This is a genomic window from Rhodoferax sp. GW822-FHT02A01 (assembly GCF_038784515.1).
Classification (GTDB): Bacteria; Pseudomonadota; Gammaproteobacteria; order Burkholderiales; family Burkholderiaceae_C; genus Allorhodoferax.
Genome location: NZ_CP152376.1, coordinates 1,410,948 through 1,428,413 on the forward strand (window position 1 = coordinate 1,410,948; position 17,466 = coordinate 1,428,413).

Consider the following 17,466-nt stretch of genomic DNA (forward strand, 5'->3'; position numbering starts at 1 on the left):
ATCAACGACACTGCGCGCATGAAAATTACTGTACTTGGCGCGGGCATCATGGGCGTGAGCACCGCATGGCATCTGGCGGAGCGAGGGCATGAGGTCACTGTGGTGGACCGCCAGCCCGATGCGGCCCTGGAAACCAGCTTTGCTAACGCAGCCCAGATTTCCGTGAGTTACTGTGAACCATGGGCCAATAAGGAAGCCCCGCTCAAGGCCCTCAAATGGATGTTCAGCAAGGAAGCGCCCTTGCTGTTCAGGCCGCAATTCCCCATCGGCAAGGGCTGGCACCAATACCGCTGGGGACTGGAATTCCTGGCCAATTGCAATGACGCCGCCTTCGAGCGCAATGTGCAGCAGCTGGTCGCACTGGGCTCCTACAGCCACACCGCGCTCAAGGACGTGGTGAATGCCACCGGCATTGAATACAACCGGCTGGAGAAAGGCATTGCCCACTTCTACGTGGACCAGAAATCCTTTGACTCCGCCGCAGGTGCGGCCGCGTTGATGGCCAAGTACGGCGTGCAGCGACGCGTGGTCAGCCGCGACGAACTGCTGCGGATCGAACCGGCCTTCAAGCTCTATGCCGACCATATCGTGGGCGGCACCTATACCCCCAGTGACGAGAGCGGCGACGCACGCGAATTCACCCAGCAGCTGGCCCAGCGTTGTGCCGAGCGCGGCGTTCAGTTCCTGTGGGAACACGACGTGCTGTCGCTCAACAAGCAGGGCGACTCTATGGATTCCGTGAGCGTGCAGGACCGCCGTAGCGGTAAGACCAGCGCACTGCGCAGCGACCACTTCGTTCTGTCCATGGGTTCGTACACGGCGCCGTTGCTGCGCACCGTGGGCATCAACCTGCCCATCTACCCAGGCAAGGGCTACAGCGCCACCTTCAAGATCCTCAAACCGGAACTGGCGCCGCAAGTCAGCTTCATTGACGACTCGGTGAAGTGCGCCATGAGCCGCCTGGGCGACTACCTGCGCATTGCCGGCACCATTGAGGTCGGCGGCTACGACACCGGCCTGGACAGCAGCCTGTCGCGCGCACGCTGCGAAATGCTGGCACGCCGTGTGGAAGCCATCTTCCCAGGCGTCTGCGATACCCGCCTGGACACCGAAGGCGGGAACCCGCAGTTCTGGACAGGCCTTCGTCCAGCCACGCCCACCAACATTCCCTACATTGGCAAGAGCAAGGTGCAAAAGCTCTGGGTCAATGCCGGACACGGCACCCTGGGTTGGACCCACGGGGCTGGCTCAGGCAAGGCCGTGGCAGAACTCATCAGCGGTGCCAAGCCGGACATGAACTTCAAGTTCTACGGCTACTGAGCCGCGTGCGCCTGCTCCAGGCAGGCCTGGAATGCGCGCGTGGCCCGGGACGGTTGGGGCGACCTGCGCACGATGCCGAAGAAGTCGCATTCGTAATGAAACAGCGCGGGCTTGACCGCACGCATCTGCCCGGCAGCCACAAAGCTTTGCGCATAGTGAATCGGTAGAAAACCCAGAAAGCGGCCCGACAGAATCAGCGTGGCGATCGACTCCTGATCAAAGCCGGTTGCACTGCGCACCATGCGCTGCGACTGGCTGATTTCCATATTGGGTGAGTGATAGCCCAACCCGGCGAAGGCGTGCTGGCGCAGGCTGTCCCAGTCCAGATCGTCTGCATCCCCGGCAAACAGGGCGTGCCCCGCGCCGCAGTACAGCAACATGGCTTCGTCAAACAGGCGGGTGTACTCCAGGGTGTCTGAACTGCGGTGGCCCGGGATGACGCCGACCTGGAATTGCCCGTCCAGCACCCCCCGCTCGATACCGTTGAGCGTGGCCACATGCAAGTTGAGTTTTACGTCGGGCGCCAGATCGGTGAAAAGGGCAATGGCCTGCGCGATGTGGCTGGCCGGGTTGCTGGCGGTCTTGTCAAACACCGCCACATGGAGTTGCCCACCCATGCGTTGGTGGATCTCGTCCACGCTGCTGCGAAAGGCGTCGGTGGCCGACAGCAACTGGGTGGTCTGCGCATAGATCTGCTCACCTTCTGCAGTCAACGCAAAGCCAGCCCGGCCACGGCGGCACAGGGTCAGGCCCAGGCGGGTTTCCAGGTCCTTGATGTGGCGGCTCACCGTGGAGGTGCCGATATTGAGCTCCAGCTCCGCCGCGGCCATACCGCCGCAATCCACCACGGTGCGGAACACGCGCAGCAGGCGCAAGTCCATGTCGCTGATCTGACCCAGGGCGGCACGACTCTTTTGTTTCATAAAGTGCTAACTGAATAGTGATAACTCTCACTATATCGAAGTATCCAACGCACGCAAAATCGCGCTTTCCCCCTCTGGAGCCTGCCATGAAACTCAACGAAAACTCCGCTACCGAACCCGTCCTCAGCACCACACCCTATCCGGCAGGCCCAGGCTTTCTGGAAGCCCACTGGATGCCCTACACCGGCAACCGCAACTTCAAGGCCAATCCGCGCATGATGGTCAGCGCCAAGGGCGCCTACTACACCGACGTCAACGGCCGCAAGATCTTTGATGGCCTCTCCGGCCTGTGGTGCAGCGGTCTGGGCCATGGCCGTACCGACATTGCCGAGGCCATTGGCCACCAGGCCGCCACGCTGGACTATTCGCCCGCCTTCCAGTTCGGCCACCCTCTGTCATTCGAGCTGGCCAACAAGATCACCGAACTTATGCCCAAGGGACTGGACCACGTGTTCTTCACCGGCTCCGGCTCCGAGTCTGCCGACACGGCGCTCAAGATGGCCCGCGCCTACTGGCGTGCCAAGGGCCAGGGTACCAAGACCCGCCTGATCGGCCGCGAAAAGGGCTACCACGGCGTGAACTTCGGCGGCATCTCGGTGGGCGGCATTGGTGCCAACCGCAAGATGTTCGGCCAGGGCGTGGAAGCCGACCACCTGCCCCACACCCAGTTGGCCAGCAACGTGTTCTCGCGCGGCATGCCCAAGAACGGCGCCGAACTCGCTGACGAACTGCTGCGCCTGATCGCATTGCACGATGCCAGCAACATCGCGGCCGTCATCGTCGAACCCATGTCGGGCTCCGGCGGCGTGGTGGTGCCTCCAGTGGGCTACTTGCAGCGCCTGCGCGAGATCTGCACGCAGAACAACATCCTGCTGATTTTTGATGAAGTCATCACCGGCTTTGGCCGCATGGGCGCCTACACCGGCTCTGCCGCCTTCGGCGTGACGCCCGACATCCTGAACGCCGCCAAGCAAATCACCAACGGTGCCCAGCCCCTGGGCGTGGTGGTGGCCGGCAAGGAAATCTACGACACCTTCATGGCTGCCGGCGGTCCGGACTACATGCTGGAGTTTGCACATGGCTACACCTACTCCGCACACCCGGTCGCCTGCGCTGCCGGCATCGCGGCGCTGGACGTGCTGGTCAAGGAAAACATGATCGAGCGCGTGACCAAGCTGGCGCCCTACTTCGAGAATGCAGTGCACAGCCTCAAGGGCGCCAAGCACGTAGCCGACATCCGCAACTGCGGTCTGGCCGCCGGCCTGACGATTGCCGCCGTGCCCGGTGAACCGGCCAAGCGCCCCTACGAGATTGCCATGAAGTGCCTGGAAAAGGGCTTTTACGTGCGTTACGGCGGCGACACCATCCAGCTCGCTCCGCCCTTCATCACCACCGAAGCCGAGATCGACAGCCTGATCAACGCCCTGGGCGAAGCCATCAACGCCACTGCCTGAATCTTTTTGCGATAACTGCTCCATTTATGTCTACTCTCCCCATCGTTGGTCACCTCATCGGCGGCAAGTCCGTCACCTCGGGCACACGTGCCCAGGACGTTTTCAATCCCGCCACCGGCAAGGCCGAGAAGCGCGTGCTGCTGGCTCCCAAGGCCACGGTCGAAGAAGCCATTGCCAGCGCGCAAGCAGCCTTCCCGGCCTGGCGCAACACACCTCCGCTCAAGCGCGCCCGCGTGATGAGCAACCTCAAGGTGCTGCTGGAGCAGCACGCCGACGAGTTGTGCCAGCTCATCACCGCCGAACACGGCAAGGTGCTCAGCGACGCATTGGGCGAGCTGCAGCGCGGCATCGAGAACGTGGAATACGCCTCCTACGCCCCCGAGCTGCTCAAGGGCGAGCACAGCAAGAACGTGGGCCCGGCTATCGACTCTTGGAGCGAGTTCCAGGCGCTGGGTGTCACGGCCGGTATCACGCCGTTCAACTTCCCGGCCATGGTGCCGCTGTGGATGTGGCCCATGGCCGTAGCCTGCGGCAACACCTTTGTGCTCAAGCCCTCCGAGCGTGACCCCAGCTCCACCCTGCGTGTGGCCGAACTGGCGCTGCAGGCGGGTCTGCCGCCCGGCGTGCTCAATGTGGTCAACGGTGACAAGGAAGCGGTAGACACGCTGCTGACCGACCCGCGCGTCAAGGCGGTGAGCTTTGTCGGCTCCACGCCGATCGCCGAATACATCTATGCCGAAGGCTGCAAGCATGGCAAGCGCGTGCAAGCCCTGGGTGGCGCCAAGAACCACGCCGTGGTGATGCCCGACGCCGATGTGCCCAATGCCGTCAACGCACTGATGGGTGCCGCCTTTGGCTCCTGCGGTGAGCGCTGCATGGCCATCCCGCTGGTGGTGGCTGTGGGCGACGGTACCGCAGAAGCGGTGATTGCCGGCCTGAAGGCCGAAATGGCCAAGATGACCGTGGGCTCCGGCTTTGATGCCAAGAGCGACATGGGACCGCTGGTGACCAAACCCCACTTCGAGAAGGTCAAGGGCTATGTGGACCAGGGTGTTGCCGAAGGCGCCACCCTGCTGGTGGATGGCCGTGGCGTCAAGGTGGCTGGTCACGAAGAAGGTTACTTCCTGGGCCCCTGCCTGTTTGACAACGTCAAGCCTGGCATGAAGATCTACCAGGAAGAAATCTTCGGACCAGTGCTGGGCGTGGTGCGCGTGAAGACGCTGCAGGAAGCCATGGACCTGATCGATGCGCACGAGTACGGCAACGGCACCTGCATCTTCACCCGCGATGGCGAAGCCGCACGCTACTTCACCGACAACATCCTGGTGGGCATGGTCGGCGTGAACGTGCCGCTACCCGTACCCGTGGCCTACCACTCGTTTGGCGGCTGGAAGCGCAGCCTGTTTGGTGACCTGCATGCCTATGGCCCGGATGCCGTGCGCTTCTACACCAAGCGCAAGACCATCACGCAGCGCTGGCCCTCGGCCGGTGTGCGTGAGGGCACTGTGTTTGCGTTCCCTAGCAGCCGTTAATTCGCTTACTGGTTCGCCACTTCCTTCACATCGGTCACAAAGTACTCCGTCTCGCCAAAGCAGTTGGTGGGTACACCGATGTGTTGTTCATAGGTCAGCGCCACGCGCTTGCCCATGGTGGCGTTGAGGCGCTGTGCCACGGCGTCGTCACGCACCGAGAACAGAAACTTCTCGGGCGTGCTGCCGGGCACGGCGACCAGTTGCAGCTCACCCTCCCAGGTTTTGCAGACAAAGCCCTTGTTGGAGAGTTTTTGCAGGTAGCCGGCGCGCTCGCCCACGGCGTAGCTCCACTTCAATACGACAAAGGTGTAGAGCGCAGCCAGTAGCGCCGCGCCTGCCAGCACACCCAGCAAATATCCCAAAACCCGTTTTACCGTCACCGCCATTGCTTTGCTCCTGAATTCCTGACCCCGGGGAAAACATTCCCCGCTGCCGGGGATTATGAACGGCCCCTGTGACGGCCCTGAAACCTGTGCAAGGGATAATCCCACCCCTATGGCATTGATTACCCTTCTTGACGCCCAGCTGGCATTCGGGCACGTTCCCCTGCTCGACCACGCTGACTTCTCCCTCGAAACCGCGGAGCGTGTGGGCCTGATCGGCCGCAATGGTGCGGGCAAATCCAGCATGCTCAAGATTCTGGGCGGTCTGGAAAAGCCCGACGACGGAACCCTGCAGGTGCAGGGCAACACCCGCATCGCCTACGTGGCACAGGAGCCGCAACTGGACGCGGACGCAACCGTGTTCGAAGCCGTGCGTGCTGGCCTGTCCCGAGTGATCGAACTGATCGAGGAGTACTGCCAAGGCCACGGCGATCTGGACGCCATGCAGGGCGAGATCGAGTCATTGGACGGCTGGAACTGGGAACAGCGGGTCAACGAAACCCTGCACCGCCTGCACCTGAACCCCGAGGCCATTGTGAGCACCTTGTCGGGCGGAACCAAGAAGCGCGTGGCCTTGGCCCAGGCGCTGGTGGCCCAACCCGATGTGCTGCTGCTGGACGAACCCACCAACCACCTGGACCTGGATTCCATCGAATGGCTGGAAGGCCTGCTGGTGGACTTCAAGGGCAGCATCATCACCATCACCCACGACCGTTCCTTTCTGGACAACGTGGCCACCCGCATCGTAGAGCTGGACCGTGGCAAGCTGCTGTCTTACCCCGGCAACTTTGCCGCCTACCTGGTGCAGAAAGAAGAGCAACTGGCACAGGAGGCAGTGATCAACGCACGCGCCGACAAGCTGCTGGCGCAAGAAGAAGTGTGGATCCGCAAGGGTGTGGAGGCACGCCGCACACGTGCCACGGCACGCATCGTGCGCCTGCAGGAACTGCGCTCCAAGCGCGAGGCCCGGCGCGAGGCCGTGGGCAGCGTCAACATGGACATCGCCTCCGGTGCCGCCAGCGGCAAGCTGGTTTCCGAGATGGTGCATGTGACCAAGACCTTTGGCGACCGCGTGATCGTGCGCGACTTCTCCACCACCGTGCTGCGTGGCGACAAGATCGGCCTGCTCGGCCCTAATGGCGCAGGCAAGACCACACTGCTCAAGCTCATCCTGGGCCAGCTCACACCCGATCCAGCCCCGGCCAACGCCCCCGCGCCCGAACCCGGTCACAGCCCCTGGGGCACGGTGCGCCTGGGTGCCAATGTCACCGTGGCCTACTTCGACCAGATGCGCAATGCGCTGGACCTGGACGCCACGCTGGAAGACTTCATCAGCCCGGGCAGCGAGTGGATCGAGATCGGCAACCAGCGCAAACACGTCAAGAGCTACCTGGGCGACTTCCTGTTCTCGCCCGCGCGCGCCAATTCACCTGTGCGCTCCCTGAGCGGCGGCGAGCGCAACCGCCTGTTGCTGGCGCGCCTGTTTGCCCGCCCGGCCAACGTGCTGGTACTGGACGAGCCGACCAACGATCTGGACATCGATACCCTGGAGCTGCTGGAAGACCTGCTGCAAAGCTATGACGGCACCGTGTTCCTGGTCAGCCATGACCGCACTTTTCTCGACAACGTGGTCACCAGCACCATCGCCTACGAGGGCGATGCCAAGTGGCGCGAGTACGAAGGTGGTGTGTCGGACTGGCTGGTGCAAAGCAAGCGCGCCAACGAGATTGCACAGAGCAAGGGCCAGAAAGGCGCCTCGCCGTTCAACTACGGACGCGACCAGGCCGCCAAGCCCGCAGCAGCGGCAGTCTCCACACCACTGCCGACACCCGCACCCGCAGCACCAGCTGCCAAGGCGCGCAAGCTCAGCTTCAAGGAGCAGCGCGAGCTTGATAGCCTGCCCGCTCTGATCGCCGCGCTGGAAGCCGAGCAAAAAGACATTACCGAACAGCTTGCCGACGGCAGCCTGTTTGCGCGCGACAACGCCCGTGCGCTGGCGCTGACCAGCCGCAGCGCGCAGATCGACGAAGAGCTCATGACCGCGCTGGAGCGCTGGGAAGCGCTGGGCGCCTGAAGCCTGCAAGCACGCTAGGGGATTGTTACCCCTGGCGCAATCCCGCGATCGCGGGGTGCGGCAACACCTGATGCAAAACTCGCTGCACTTGCCCGTATTTTGTTAGAGTGGGGCAAACAAACGGGAGCTCGCGCAATGAGGAGGTGCTTTGCATGAACCGGCTATTGGTGCGCCCCAGTCTTGCCTTGCTGACCGTCGCGGCTACCTGTGTGCTGGTTGTCATAGTGGTGACCGTGGTCGCACTGGCCCAGCCGTGGCTGGGGCTTCCATTGCAGACGACAGGCGAGGGTGATGCCGCCACAGTCATACTGGCTGCAGAAGCTCCCACAGCCAACCCTCCAATTCCCAAAGACGCGCGCGTGCTGCAGCTGAGCGACGGCCTGCAGACCCTGGCGCTCAAGCCAACCGACCTGATCGAAGAGCCCGATTTTCTGGATACCTATCCCGAAATGGACGACTTCTTTGCACGGCAAAACCAGCTCGCCCGCATACTGCGCGCCGGCGAGGTCAGCGTCATCTGGCAAACCACCGAGGAACATCCGCAAGCCAGCATGATCCGGCCGCAGCACCGTCCTCTAGCTAGCCTGGGTACGCCGTACTGGTACCAGTTGGCGGTGGGATTTGCAGCCTTGCTGATTGCCACCTGGGTATATGTGCTGCGCCCAGGCCAGTGGGGCACGCAGCTCTTTCTGTTCACCGGCATGAGCTTTGTCTTGTTCACTGTCCCTGCTGCCTTGTACAGCAGCCGCGAGCTTGCACTGCCTGGTGTGCTGTTTCGTACGCTGTCCAGCATGAACCATTTGGGCGCAAATGCATTTGGGTGCGCGCTGGTCGGGCTATTCCTCATGTACCCACGACCCCTGGTGAAGCCGCGTACCCTGCTGTGGCTGCCGCTGGTTTTTGGCCTCTGGTTTGCGCTGGATGCCACACACAGCGCACCGGATCAGGACTGGGGTAGTCGCACACCCATCATGGCGCAAATGCTGTTGGCCATCGTCATGGGCGTGGTGCAGTGGCGTACCACGCGCGGCAAACCGGTGGAACGGGCTTCGCTGCTGTGGTTTGCGTTGTCCTCGCTGGTGAGCTGCAGCCTGGCCGTGTTGCTGGTGTACGTGCCCAGCTTCCTCGGATGGTTTGCGCCGCTGCCGCAGGCCTATGCCTTTGGTTTGTTTCTGGTGATGTACCTGGGCATTGCGCTGGGGCTGAGCAAGTACCGGCTGTTCGATCTGGGCGAGTGGGCTTATCGCGTGATTCTGTGGCTGGGTGGCATTGCGGCGGTGATGGCCATGGACGCCGCGCTGCTCACCATCGGGCTGGGGCCTTCCCTGTCCCTGGGCACCACGGTGCTGCTGGTGGGCGCCCTGTACTTCCCGTTTCGCCAGTGGCTGTTGCAGCGGCTATTGCGCCGGCACGGTGCACGACTGGACAGCCTGCTGCCGGAAATCACCCGCATCACTTTTCTGGCCGGCGCGCCCGAACAGCAGGCGGCCTGGAGCGCGCTGCTGCAGCGCCTGTTCGACCCGCTCGAGTTGTCCGTTGCGCCACCATCAGCTACAACGCAACCCAAGATGGCGCATGTAGAGCAGGACGGACTGGTGCTGCAAGTAGGTGGGCTGGCCAATCTGGCGCCCTGTACCCTGCGCTATGCCGGAGGCGGCGCACGCCTGTTCACCACGCGGGATGCGCAATGGGCCAGCGCACTGTGCGAACTGATGGCAGATATGCTGACCGGCCGCCTGAGCTATGAGGCCGGTGTGGCACAGGAGCGGCTGCGCATAGGGCGCGATCTGCATGACAACATCGGTGCACGCCTGCTGAAGATGATCCACCAGCTGCGCGGCACACCCACCGCCGAAGTGGCACGCGAAGCCATGAAGGACTTGCGCACATCGATTGCCGCTTTGGACTCGCACCCGGTGGCACTTGCCGACGCGCTGGCGGACTGGCGTGCGGAGGCCAGCGAGCGTTGCGAGGCCGCGGGTTGCACCATGCAGTGGGAGCAGCAGACCGAGCTGACCGAAACACCGCTGTCCTCTCATACCAAGGCCACGCTGGAGGCCGTGGTACGCGAGCTGCTGACGAATGCACTCAAGCATGCTGCTCCCACCCAGGTGGCCGTTTCATTCGCATTGCAGGAGCAAAGGCTGCAGCTGCAGCTTACGCACGATGGTGCCGTCTCTGCACCCGATTCATGGAAAGACGGCTACGGCATGCGCAATCTGCGTGCCCGCCTGAAGGAGAAGGGTGGCTCGCTCTCGGCGGCCTTGCGGGACCAGACTCTGCTGTTTCAGGCAGAGCTGCCGGTGTCATGAAAAACGCCTTGGTGCTGGAAGACCTGCCCGAGTCGCAGGAGATGCTTTGCGAACTACTGCAGACCGCGTTTGCCGGTATCACGGTGCATGCCGAGGCCAGCGTTGCGGCCGCCCTGGAGTGTGTTTCGCGAAAACCGCTGGATTTGGCCTTGATCGATCTGGCCCTTCCCGATGGCAGTGGCGTAACCGTAATACAGGCACTGGCTGAGCGCTACCCGGACTGCATGATCGTGGTGGCCACCATCTACGAGGACGACGCGCATCTGTTTCCAGCCCTGCGCGCGGGCGCCCAGGGTTACCTGCTCAAAGACGAGACGCTGGAGCGGCTGGTGGCCCAGCTGCAAGGCATTGTGAAGGGGCAGCCGCCCTTGTCCCCCGCCGTGGCGCGGCGTTTGCTCAAGCACTTCCGTGAGCCGGTTGCGACACTCGCACCAGTGGAAGACTCCACACAGCAAGCGGCACTGACGGCGCGTGAACGCGAGGTGTTGCAGGAGCTATCGCGCGGCGTCACGCTGGCCACCATTGCCGAAAACCTGGGTATCTCGCGCCACACCGTGGGCGATCACGTCAAGAACATTTACCGCAAGCTCAATATTTCCTCACGTGCCCAAGCGGCATTGCACGCGCACAACCTGGGCTTGATGTCTGGTAAGTAGCTGCCTTCAGGCAAACAGTTTGAAGCGTGATGCCAGTTTCTGCACGTCCCCCAGGCTGCGCGGTATCCGCGAGGCAGAACTGTCAGTTTGTGTTTCCTTGGCAAGTGACTTTTGCCGCTCCTGCTCATCGGCGTATTGGCGCATGGTGTTGACGGCAAAGGTTACAAAGGCCTGCGAAGAGCTGTCCTGCGTAGCGGGCCTGGAGACCAGCACACCGTCCTTGTCCAGTGACAAGCTGCTTGGGGAATCGGCACTGCGCGCGACGGCTTGGCGATATTGCTCGCTTGCGCGTGCGGCATCTGCGTCGCTATCGGACGCAGCGTTGGCTTTGCTCCCATTGGAATACACCAGATCCGCAGGCACAGGGGCGGCAGGTGCAGTGTCACGGGTGGTCTGAATAGTCGCAATGACACCGGGCGCGTCCTGCGCAGCCGGCGTCGGGCGGACAGTGGTGTCCTTGGCCGGGCTGGCGGTCGCGGACTGGCTGCCGAAGTCGGGATAGATAAGGTTGTTTAGCTGGCCAATCTGCATGGCACGTCCCCAGTGGGTGAAGGTCTGGGACAAGTATGGAGACGGGGTCAATCCGTCAACGCAGAAATAAAGGGCAAATAGCGGGGCAATTCCGGCTATCTAGCCGCGGCGTTGATTCAACGGCCGAAAGCGCGCTTCAGGGTGGGCCACAACAGATTCACCGCCAGACCGCCCATGACCAGGGCTGCTGCCGTCAGTTTCCACAGCGGCAGCGACTCGCCCAGCCACCAGGTTGAAGCACCCATGCCAAACACCGGAACCAGCAGCGCCATCGGCGTGATGGTGGCTGCCGGATGACGTGCCAGCAACCAGCCCCATGCGGCATAGCCAAAGAGTGAATTGCCCCAGGACTGCCAGACCACGGCAAGCCAGGTTGCCTGGTCCGCATCACGCAGCCCATGCAGGATAGCATCGCCCCCTTCAAACAGATACGACAGGACAAACAGCGGAGGTGCCGCAAACGCGCTGGACCACACCACGTAGGCCACCATGTTGTCCGGCTTGCCCTCCTTGGCCGCAATGTTGCCGCCAGCCCAGGACAGGGCGGCGCCCAGCACCAGCAGCAAGCCCAGTACGGTGGTCGTGCCATCGGTATGCATGCCGATGGTGGCAATGCCCGCTGTGGCCAGTGCCAGCGCCAGCCACTGGAACGGCTGCACCCGTTCGGCCCGCATGCGCATAGAAAGGCCGATGGTAAAGAAGACCTGCGTCTGCACGACCAGTGAAGCGATGCCCGGGGAGATGTGGCCATTGATGGCCAGATACAACAGACCGAACTGGCCCACGCCGATCAATACGCCATACAGGGCCAGATTGCGCCACCCCACATTGGGCCGCGGCAAAAACAGCATTGCCGGGAACAGGGCAAGGGTGAAACGCAGCGCCGCAAACAGCAGGGGCGGCAAATGACCCAGGGCGAGTTTGATGACGACGAAGTTGGTGCCCCAAACAGCTACCACCGCCAGGGCAAGTAGAAAGTGGCGCAAAGGAAGAGCTGCTGGCATGTCCCTACTGTACCCGAGCGACTTCGTCCGGCTTGCCCATAACCCTGCTCGCATGACCGGTAACGCAAAGCCGCTCTGGCCTGACACAATCCCACCCAATCAGTATTTTTTTCAGGATGCAGCAGGAGGCCGGATCGCAGGCCTGCAACCGCCCAGAATGAACGGATCAAACGAACCACCCGCCGCGCACCGTGCATCCGACCCCATCAGGATGTTCATTGACACGCGCGGTGAAGCAGTCATCCGCTGGGTCATCTTCTTCATTGTGCTGGCCGTGGCCATCGTCAGCCTGTATATCTACCTGCTGCATGGGACCGTTGCCTATGTCACGTTGACCCTGTTCCTTCTGAACATACTGGTAGTGCTCTGGCTGCTGCGAAAGAAGAAGTTCCAGTGGGCGTTCTTCCTGTTCATTGCCACATTGGTTGTTGTGGCCTTGCACCGCGGCTTTACCGTGTCGGGCTTTCAGACACCCGCCTTGCTGCTGCTGCCCATTGCCACCATGCTCAGTGGCTGGCTGCTGCGGCGCAGCCAGACCTGGGCATTGCTGGCCATCGTGACCGTCGGGCTTGTGGCACTGGCCTGGATGCAGCAGACCGGCCAACTCCCTACGGCGCCACGCGAACCTGCGGTATGGGCGTTGACCTTTGGCATGGTCTGCGGCTTTGGTGCCGTATTGGGCATCGCCATGACCAGCAGCGTGCGGGAACAATATGCGCGCGCTGTCCAACTAAACCAAAGCCTGGTCGAACTCAACCGCGATCTGGACTCCAAGGTAGCTCAACGTACACAGGATCTGCAGGACGCGCTGACCCGTCTGCAAAGCATGCAGGAAGAACTGATCCATTCCGAGAAGCTGGCATCTCTTGCAACCATGGTGGCAGGCATTGCCCATGAGCTCAACACGCCCATTGGCAATTCGGTCACGATCCTGTCGACGCTGGACGATCACCTGCAGAGCATCGGGCGAAAGGTTGACTCGGGCACCATCAAAAGATCACAACTTGTCAACGGCCTGCAGTCTGCTGCGGAAATGGCCCGGCTTGCCGACCGCTCGGTCAATCGCGCAGCCACCCTGATCACGAGCTTCAAGCAGGTTGCCATTGACCAGGTGTCAGAGCGCCGACGTCCCTTCGATTTGCGCGAAGTGGTGGAAGAGAATCTGGAGACCCTGCGCCCCGGCATCAAGCACAAACCCTGGGTTCTGACCAACGCCATCGAACCCGGTATCGCCTGCGACGGTTACCCCGGCCCCTTGGGACAAGTCGTCACCAACCTGGTGCAGAACGCCATCATTCATGGCTTCGGGGAGCGCGAATACGGCAACGTCGAAATCAGTGCCCAAACGGAAAACGGGCAGTTGACGCTGACCGTGGCAGACGACGGTGTGGGCATGGACGCCGCGACCAGAAACCGCGTGTTCGAGCCCTTCTTCACCACCCGGCTCGGGCAGGGCGGATCGGGCCTGGGGATGGCAATCTGTTTCCGTATCGTCAACAGCATTCTTGCGGGCGACATCCGGGCCGTCTCTTTGGCGGGAAGTGGCACCCAGGTGGTGCTGCGGTTCCCGCAGCGCACACCTGGGGCAATGTAGGCGCTGGCTGTGCCGGGTTAGATGACCGCAGCCTCCCTGAGTGCGGCGATCCTGGCGGCATCGAACCCCATCTCCTGCAAGACGGACTGCGTGTGTTCGCCCAGAGCTGGCGGCGGATTGCGCAGCACCGGCGGGGTGCTACCCAGGCGCAGCGGACTGGCAACGCTGGCAATGGACGCCACACCTGTGCTGGCGCGTACGCTGTCCGAAGTGGTCTGCGTGACCTTGAGCCCACGGTGCAGTACCTGGGCATCGGCAAAAGCCTGGCCCATGTGGTTGATGGGACCGCAGGGCACGGCCTTGTCTTCCAGTGTGGCAATCCACTGCGCCGTGGTGCGTTGGCGCGTCGCCGTCAGCATCAACTCCACCAGCGCCACACGGTGGGTTACGCGGGTGGTGTTGGTGGCAAAGCGCGCATCCTGCGCCCATTCCGGATGGCCAGCCACTTCGCAGAAGCGGGCGAACTGTCCGTCATTGCCTATGGCCAGCAGCATGGCACCGTCCGCCGTTTCGAAGTCCTGGTAGGGCGCCAGACTGGGGTGGCTGTTGCCCTGGCGCATGGGCACTTTGCCGGTGTTGAGAAAGCCTGCGGCCTGATTCGCCAAGATGGCCATGCCCACGTCCAGCAAGGCCATGTCGATGTGCTGGCCCTCGCCGGTGCGATGCCGCACTTCCAGTGCGGCGAGGATGGCGCTGCATGCGTAGACACCGGTGAACACGTCGATGATGGCCACGCCCACACGCATGGGCTCGCCTTCGGCCTTGCCGGTGATGCTCATCATGCCGGTCATGGCCTGGATCATCAGGTCATAGCCCGCGCGCTCGGCATAGGGACCGGCCTGACCGAAGCCGGTAACGGAGCAGTAGATGAGCTTGGGGTTGAGCTTCTTCAAACTCGCATAGTCCAGACCGTACTGGGTCAGGCCACCGACCTTGAAGTTCTCCACCACGATGTCGCTTTGCATCGCCAAAGAGCGGATCAACTCCTGCCCCTCGGGCTTGGACATGTCGATGGTGATGGAGCGCTTGTTGCGATTGCAGGCAGCAAAGTAGCTGGCCTGCTGGGTGTTGTTGCCGTCGGCATCCTGCAGAAAGGGCGGGCCCCAGTGGCGCGTGTCGTCACCGACCTGGGGACGCTCGACCTTGATGACGTCGGCCCCCATGTCAGCCAGCATCTGGGTACACCAGGGGCCGGCCAGCACACGGGAGAGGTCCAGCACTTTGATATGGGAAAGCGCCCCGGTAGTTTCAGTTGTCATGTTGTTTCCTGTGGCGCGCCGATACGTTGGCAGCGCGGTTGGGGTAGGGGCGGGCGCCGACTTGTGCGTACCCGCAGTAGGAGGCGCCCGCCCCTACCCCAACTGCGCAACCACAAGAGCACCGCAAAAGACCTTAATTGCCGAACGCCGCAATCCCCGTCTGTGCCCGCCCCAGAATCAGCGCATGGATGTCATGTGTGCCCTCGTAGGTGTTCACCACCTCCAGGTTCACCAGATGCCGCGCCACACCGAACTCGTCACTGATGCCGTTGCCGCCCATCATGTCGCGCGCCAGTCGGGCAATATCCAGCGACTTGCCGCAGCTGTTGCGCTTGAGGATGGACGTGATTTCTACCGATGCGATGCCCTCGTCCTTCATGCGCCCCAGACGCAGACAGCCTTGCAGTCCGAGTGCGATCTCGGTCTGCATGTCGGCCAGCTTCTTCTGGATCAACTGGTTGGCGGCCAAGGGGCGGCCGAACTGTTTGCGGTCCATGGTGTACTGGCGTGCACGCAGCCAGCAGTCTTCTGCCGCGCCCAAGGCGCCCCAGGCGATGCCGTAGCGGGCGCTGTTGAGGCAGGTGAACGGGCCCTTGAGGCCACGCACTTCCGGAAAGGCGCTCTCTTCGGGGCAGAACACGCCGTCCATCACGATTTCGCCGGTGATGCTGGCGCGCAGGCCCACCTTGCCGTGGATGGCGGGGGCACTCAGACCGGCCATGCCCTTTTCCAACACAAAGCCGCGGATGGGGCCAACTTGGCCGCCTTCGGAGACTTCCTTGGCCCAGACCACGAACACGTCAGCGATCGGACTGTTGGAGATCCACATCTTGGAGCCGCTGAGTTTGTAGCCGCCGGGCACTTTGTGTGCGCGAGTCGCCATGCTGCCGGGGTCAGAACCGTGGTCGGGCTCAGTCAGGCCAAAGCAGCCAATCCACTCACCGGTGGCCAGCTTGGGCAGGTACTTCTGACGTTGCGCTTCGGTACCGAATTCAAAGATGGGCACCATCACCAACGAGCTTTGCACGCTCATCATGGAGCGGTAGCCGCTGTCCACGCGCTCCACCTCGCGGGCAATCAGGCCGTAGGCCACATAGTTCAGGCCGGGGCCGCCATAGGCCTCTGGAATGGTCGGGCCCAGCAGGCCGAGTTCACCCATCTCGCGGAAGATGGAAGGATCGGTACTGCCTTCGCGAAACGCCTGTGTGACGCGGGGCAGCAGCTTGTCCTGGCTGTAAGCCGCTGCGGCATCGCGCACCATGCGCTCGTCGTCGCTCAACTGGGTGTCGAGCAGAAAGGGGTCTTGCCAGTTGAATGCAGTGGCCATGGTTGTCTCCGTAGGGGGATTGCAATTGCCCGCAAACAGCGGGATGGAATAGGCGCCATGTTAGGCGTGGGCGCCTTGGGAGGCAATCGATGCTTTCTTGCTCAGATATGATTAAAGCGCATATCTGGATTACCCCTTCACGCCATCACCTCCCATGCGCCGCAAGCTGCCCTCTTCCACCACGCTCCTCTGTTTTGAGGCGGCAGTGCGCCACCGCAGCCTGACCCGCGCGGCAGTTGAGCTGTCGCTCACCCAAAGTGCCATTTCGCGGCAGATCATTGCCCTGGAGGAATACCTGGGAGTTGCCTTGTTCCGACGCACGCGCCATGGCATGGAGCCCACCGCTGCGGGATCGGAGTACGCGGCCCGCGTGGCACAGCGCCTGGATGCGCTGGAGCAGGACACGCTGGACGTCATGGGCACTTCGGCGCCAGGTGGTGACCTGCACCTGGCCTGCATGCCGACATTTGCCGTGAAGTGGCTGATTCCGCGCCTCGGCGAATTCAGCCGTCTCTTTCCGGGCACCACGGTGCACATGGACACCTGCACACGACCGTTCATGTTCTCCGACGGCACATGCGATGCCGCCATATTTGCCGGCACGCTGGACCAGATGAACCGCTGGGCCGGTACTGAGTTCACCAAGCTGCTCGACGAGAAGGTGGTAGCCGTCTGCAACCCGCGCGTACTGGGTGCGCGCCGCAAGCTCAAGCCCGAGGCCCTCACCCAGATGCCGCTGTTGCAGCAGTCCACCCGCCCCGACGCCTGGCGTAACTGGTTCCAGGCCCTGGGTGTGGACGCACCCAATGCATTGGCGGGTCCACGCTATGAGCTGTTTTCCATGACCAGTGCAGCGGCGGCACAGGGCTTGGGTGTGGCCCTCGTGCCGCACCTGCTGGTGGAGGCGGAACTGGCGCGGGGTGAGCTGGCGCTGGCCCACCCCACGCCTCTGCCCAGCGAGCGGGGCTACTTTCTGGTGTTGCCCATGGGTGCCCAGCGCTCCCAAGCAGTGTTGAATTTCATCGCCTGGGTACGGCAGGCATTGGACGCCGGCGTGGCTGCAACCCAGCGCTAGCGCCAAGCTGCTGCTGCTGCTG

At 62.7% G+C, this 17,466-nt stretch carries 14 protein-coding genes; 8 read left to right on the forward strand and 6 right to left on the reverse strand.

Annotation, left to right across the window (positions count from 1 at the left end; all coding sequences use genetic code 11):
* Positions 1–18: 18 nt before the first annotated feature.
* Positions 19–1,320, forward strand: a complete 1,302-nt coding sequence (locus AAGF34_RS06635; protein ID WP_342619826.1) for a D-amino acid dehydrogenase — start codon at positions 19–21, stop codon at positions 1,318–1,320.
* Here AAGF34_RS06635 and AAGF34_RS06640 read toward each other — a convergent pair.
* Positions 1,314–2,243 carry a LysR family transcriptional regulator gene (locus tag AAGF34_RS06640; protein WP_342619827.1) on the reverse strand — a complete coding sequence of 310 codons (930 nt, stop codon included), beginning with the start codon at positions 2,241–2,243 and terminating at the stop codon, positions 1,314–1,316. The genes AAGF34_RS06635 and AAGF34_RS06640 overlap by 7 nt on opposite strands.
* Positions 2,244–2,416: 173 nt before the next feature.
* On the opposite strand from AAGF34_RS06640, the gene AAGF34_RS06645 reads away from it, so the two are divergent.
* Both AAGF34_RS06645 and AAGF34_RS06650 read left to right on the forward strand, forming a co-directional pair.
* Positions 2,417–3,697, forward strand: coding sequence for an aspartate aminotransferase family protein (locus AAGF34_RS06645; RefSeq protein ID WP_342621051.1), 1,281 nt, complete (start codon positions 2,417–2,419; stop codon positions 3,695–3,697).
* Positions 3,698–3,723: 26 nt separating this feature from the next.
* Positions 3,724–5,229, forward strand: a complete 1,506-nt coding sequence (locus AAGF34_RS06650; RefSeq protein ID WP_342619828.1) for a CoA-acylating methylmalonate-semialdehyde dehydrogenase — start codon at positions 3,724–3,726, stop codon at positions 5,227–5,229.
* 5 nt (positions 5,230–5,234) lie between these two features.
* Here AAGF34_RS06650 and AAGF34_RS06655 read toward each other — a convergent pair whose 3' ends face one another.
* A complete protein-coding gene (locus tag AAGF34_RS06655) occupies positions 5,235–5,615 on the reverse strand; it encodes a hypothetical protein (protein ID WP_342619829.1) in 381 nt (126 codons plus the stop codon).
* A gap of 109 nt (positions 5,616–5,724) precedes the next feature.
* Here AAGF34_RS06655 and AAGF34_RS06660 point away from each other — a divergent pair, with 109 nt between their 5' ends.
* The 3 genes from AAGF34_RS06660 to AAGF34_RS06670 all read left to right on the forward strand — a co-directional run bounded on the left by AAGF34_RS06660 (position 5,725) and on the right by AAGF34_RS06670 (position 10,654).
* Positions 5,725–7,686, forward strand: a complete 1,962-nt coding sequence (locus tag AAGF34_RS06660; RefSeq protein ID WP_342619830.1) for an ATP-binding cassette domain-containing protein — start codon at positions 5,725–5,727, stop codon at positions 7,684–7,686.
* A gap of 152 nt (positions 7,687–7,838) precedes the next feature.
* Positions 7,839–9,998, forward strand: a complete 2,160-nt coding sequence (locus AAGF34_RS06665) for a hypothetical protein (protein WP_342619831.1) — start codon at positions 7,839–7,841, stop codon at positions 9,996–9,998.
* The gene (locus tag AAGF34_RS06670; protein WP_342619832.1) at positions 9,995–10,654 is read left to right on the forward strand and encodes a response regulator; all 660 of its coding nucleotides are present in this window, start codon (positions 9,995–9,997) and stop codon (positions 10,652–10,654) included. The genes AAGF34_RS06665 and AAGF34_RS06670 overlap by 4 nt, the downstream gene beginning before the upstream one ends.
* A 6-nt stretch (positions 10,655–10,660) precedes the next feature.
* Here AAGF34_RS06670 and AAGF34_RS06675 read toward each other — a convergent pair whose 3' ends face one another.
* Both AAGF34_RS06675 and AAGF34_RS06680 read right to left on the reverse strand, forming a co-directional pair.
* On the reverse strand, positions 10,661–11,218 hold the full coding sequence (locus tag AAGF34_RS06675; RefSeq protein ID WP_342619833.1) for a hypothetical protein: 558 nt from the start codon (positions 11,216–11,218) through the stop codon (positions 10,661–10,663).
* An 83-nt stretch (positions 11,219–11,301) separates the two neighbouring features.
* Positions 11,302–12,189, reverse strand: coding sequence for an EamA family transporter (locus AAGF34_RS06680; protein ID WP_342619834.1), 888 nt, complete (start codon positions 12,187–12,189; stop codon positions 11,302–11,304).
* A gap of 157 nt (positions 12,190–12,346) precedes the next feature.
* Here AAGF34_RS06680 and AAGF34_RS06685 point away from each other — a divergent pair, with 157 nt between their 5' ends.
* Positions 12,347–13,783: an ATP-binding protein gene (locus AAGF34_RS06685; RefSeq protein ID WP_342619835.1), complete on the forward strand. Its 1,437-nt coding sequence runs from the start codon at positions 12,347–12,349 to the stop codon at positions 13,781–13,783.
* 17 nt (positions 13,784–13,800) lie between these two features.
* Here the strand turns inward: AAGF34_RS06685 and AAGF34_RS06690 are convergent, their stop codons facing one another.
* Together AAGF34_RS06690 and AAGF34_RS06695 are read right to left on the reverse strand one after the other, a co-directional pair.
* Entirely contained in the window at positions 13,801–15,042 is a 1,242-nt protein-coding gene (locus tag AAGF34_RS06690; RefSeq protein ID WP_342619836.1) for a CaiB/BaiF CoA-transferase family protein, read from the reverse strand.
* A gap of 133 nt (positions 15,043–15,175) precedes the next feature.
* Positions 15,176–16,369, reverse strand: coding sequence for an acyl-CoA dehydrogenase (locus tag AAGF34_RS06695; RefSeq protein ID WP_342619837.1), 1,194 nt, complete (start codon positions 16,367–16,369; stop codon positions 15,176–15,178).
* Between the two features lie 154 nt (positions 16,370–16,523).
* Here AAGF34_RS06695 and AAGF34_RS06700 point away from each other — a divergent pair, with 154 nt between their 5' ends.
* Complete coding sequence (locus tag AAGF34_RS06700) at positions 16,524–17,444, forward strand: LysR substrate-binding domain-containing protein (RefSeq protein ID WP_342619838.1); 921 nt, start codon at positions 16,524–16,526, stop codon at positions 17,442–17,444.
* Positions 17,445–17,466: the final 22 nt, after the last annotated feature.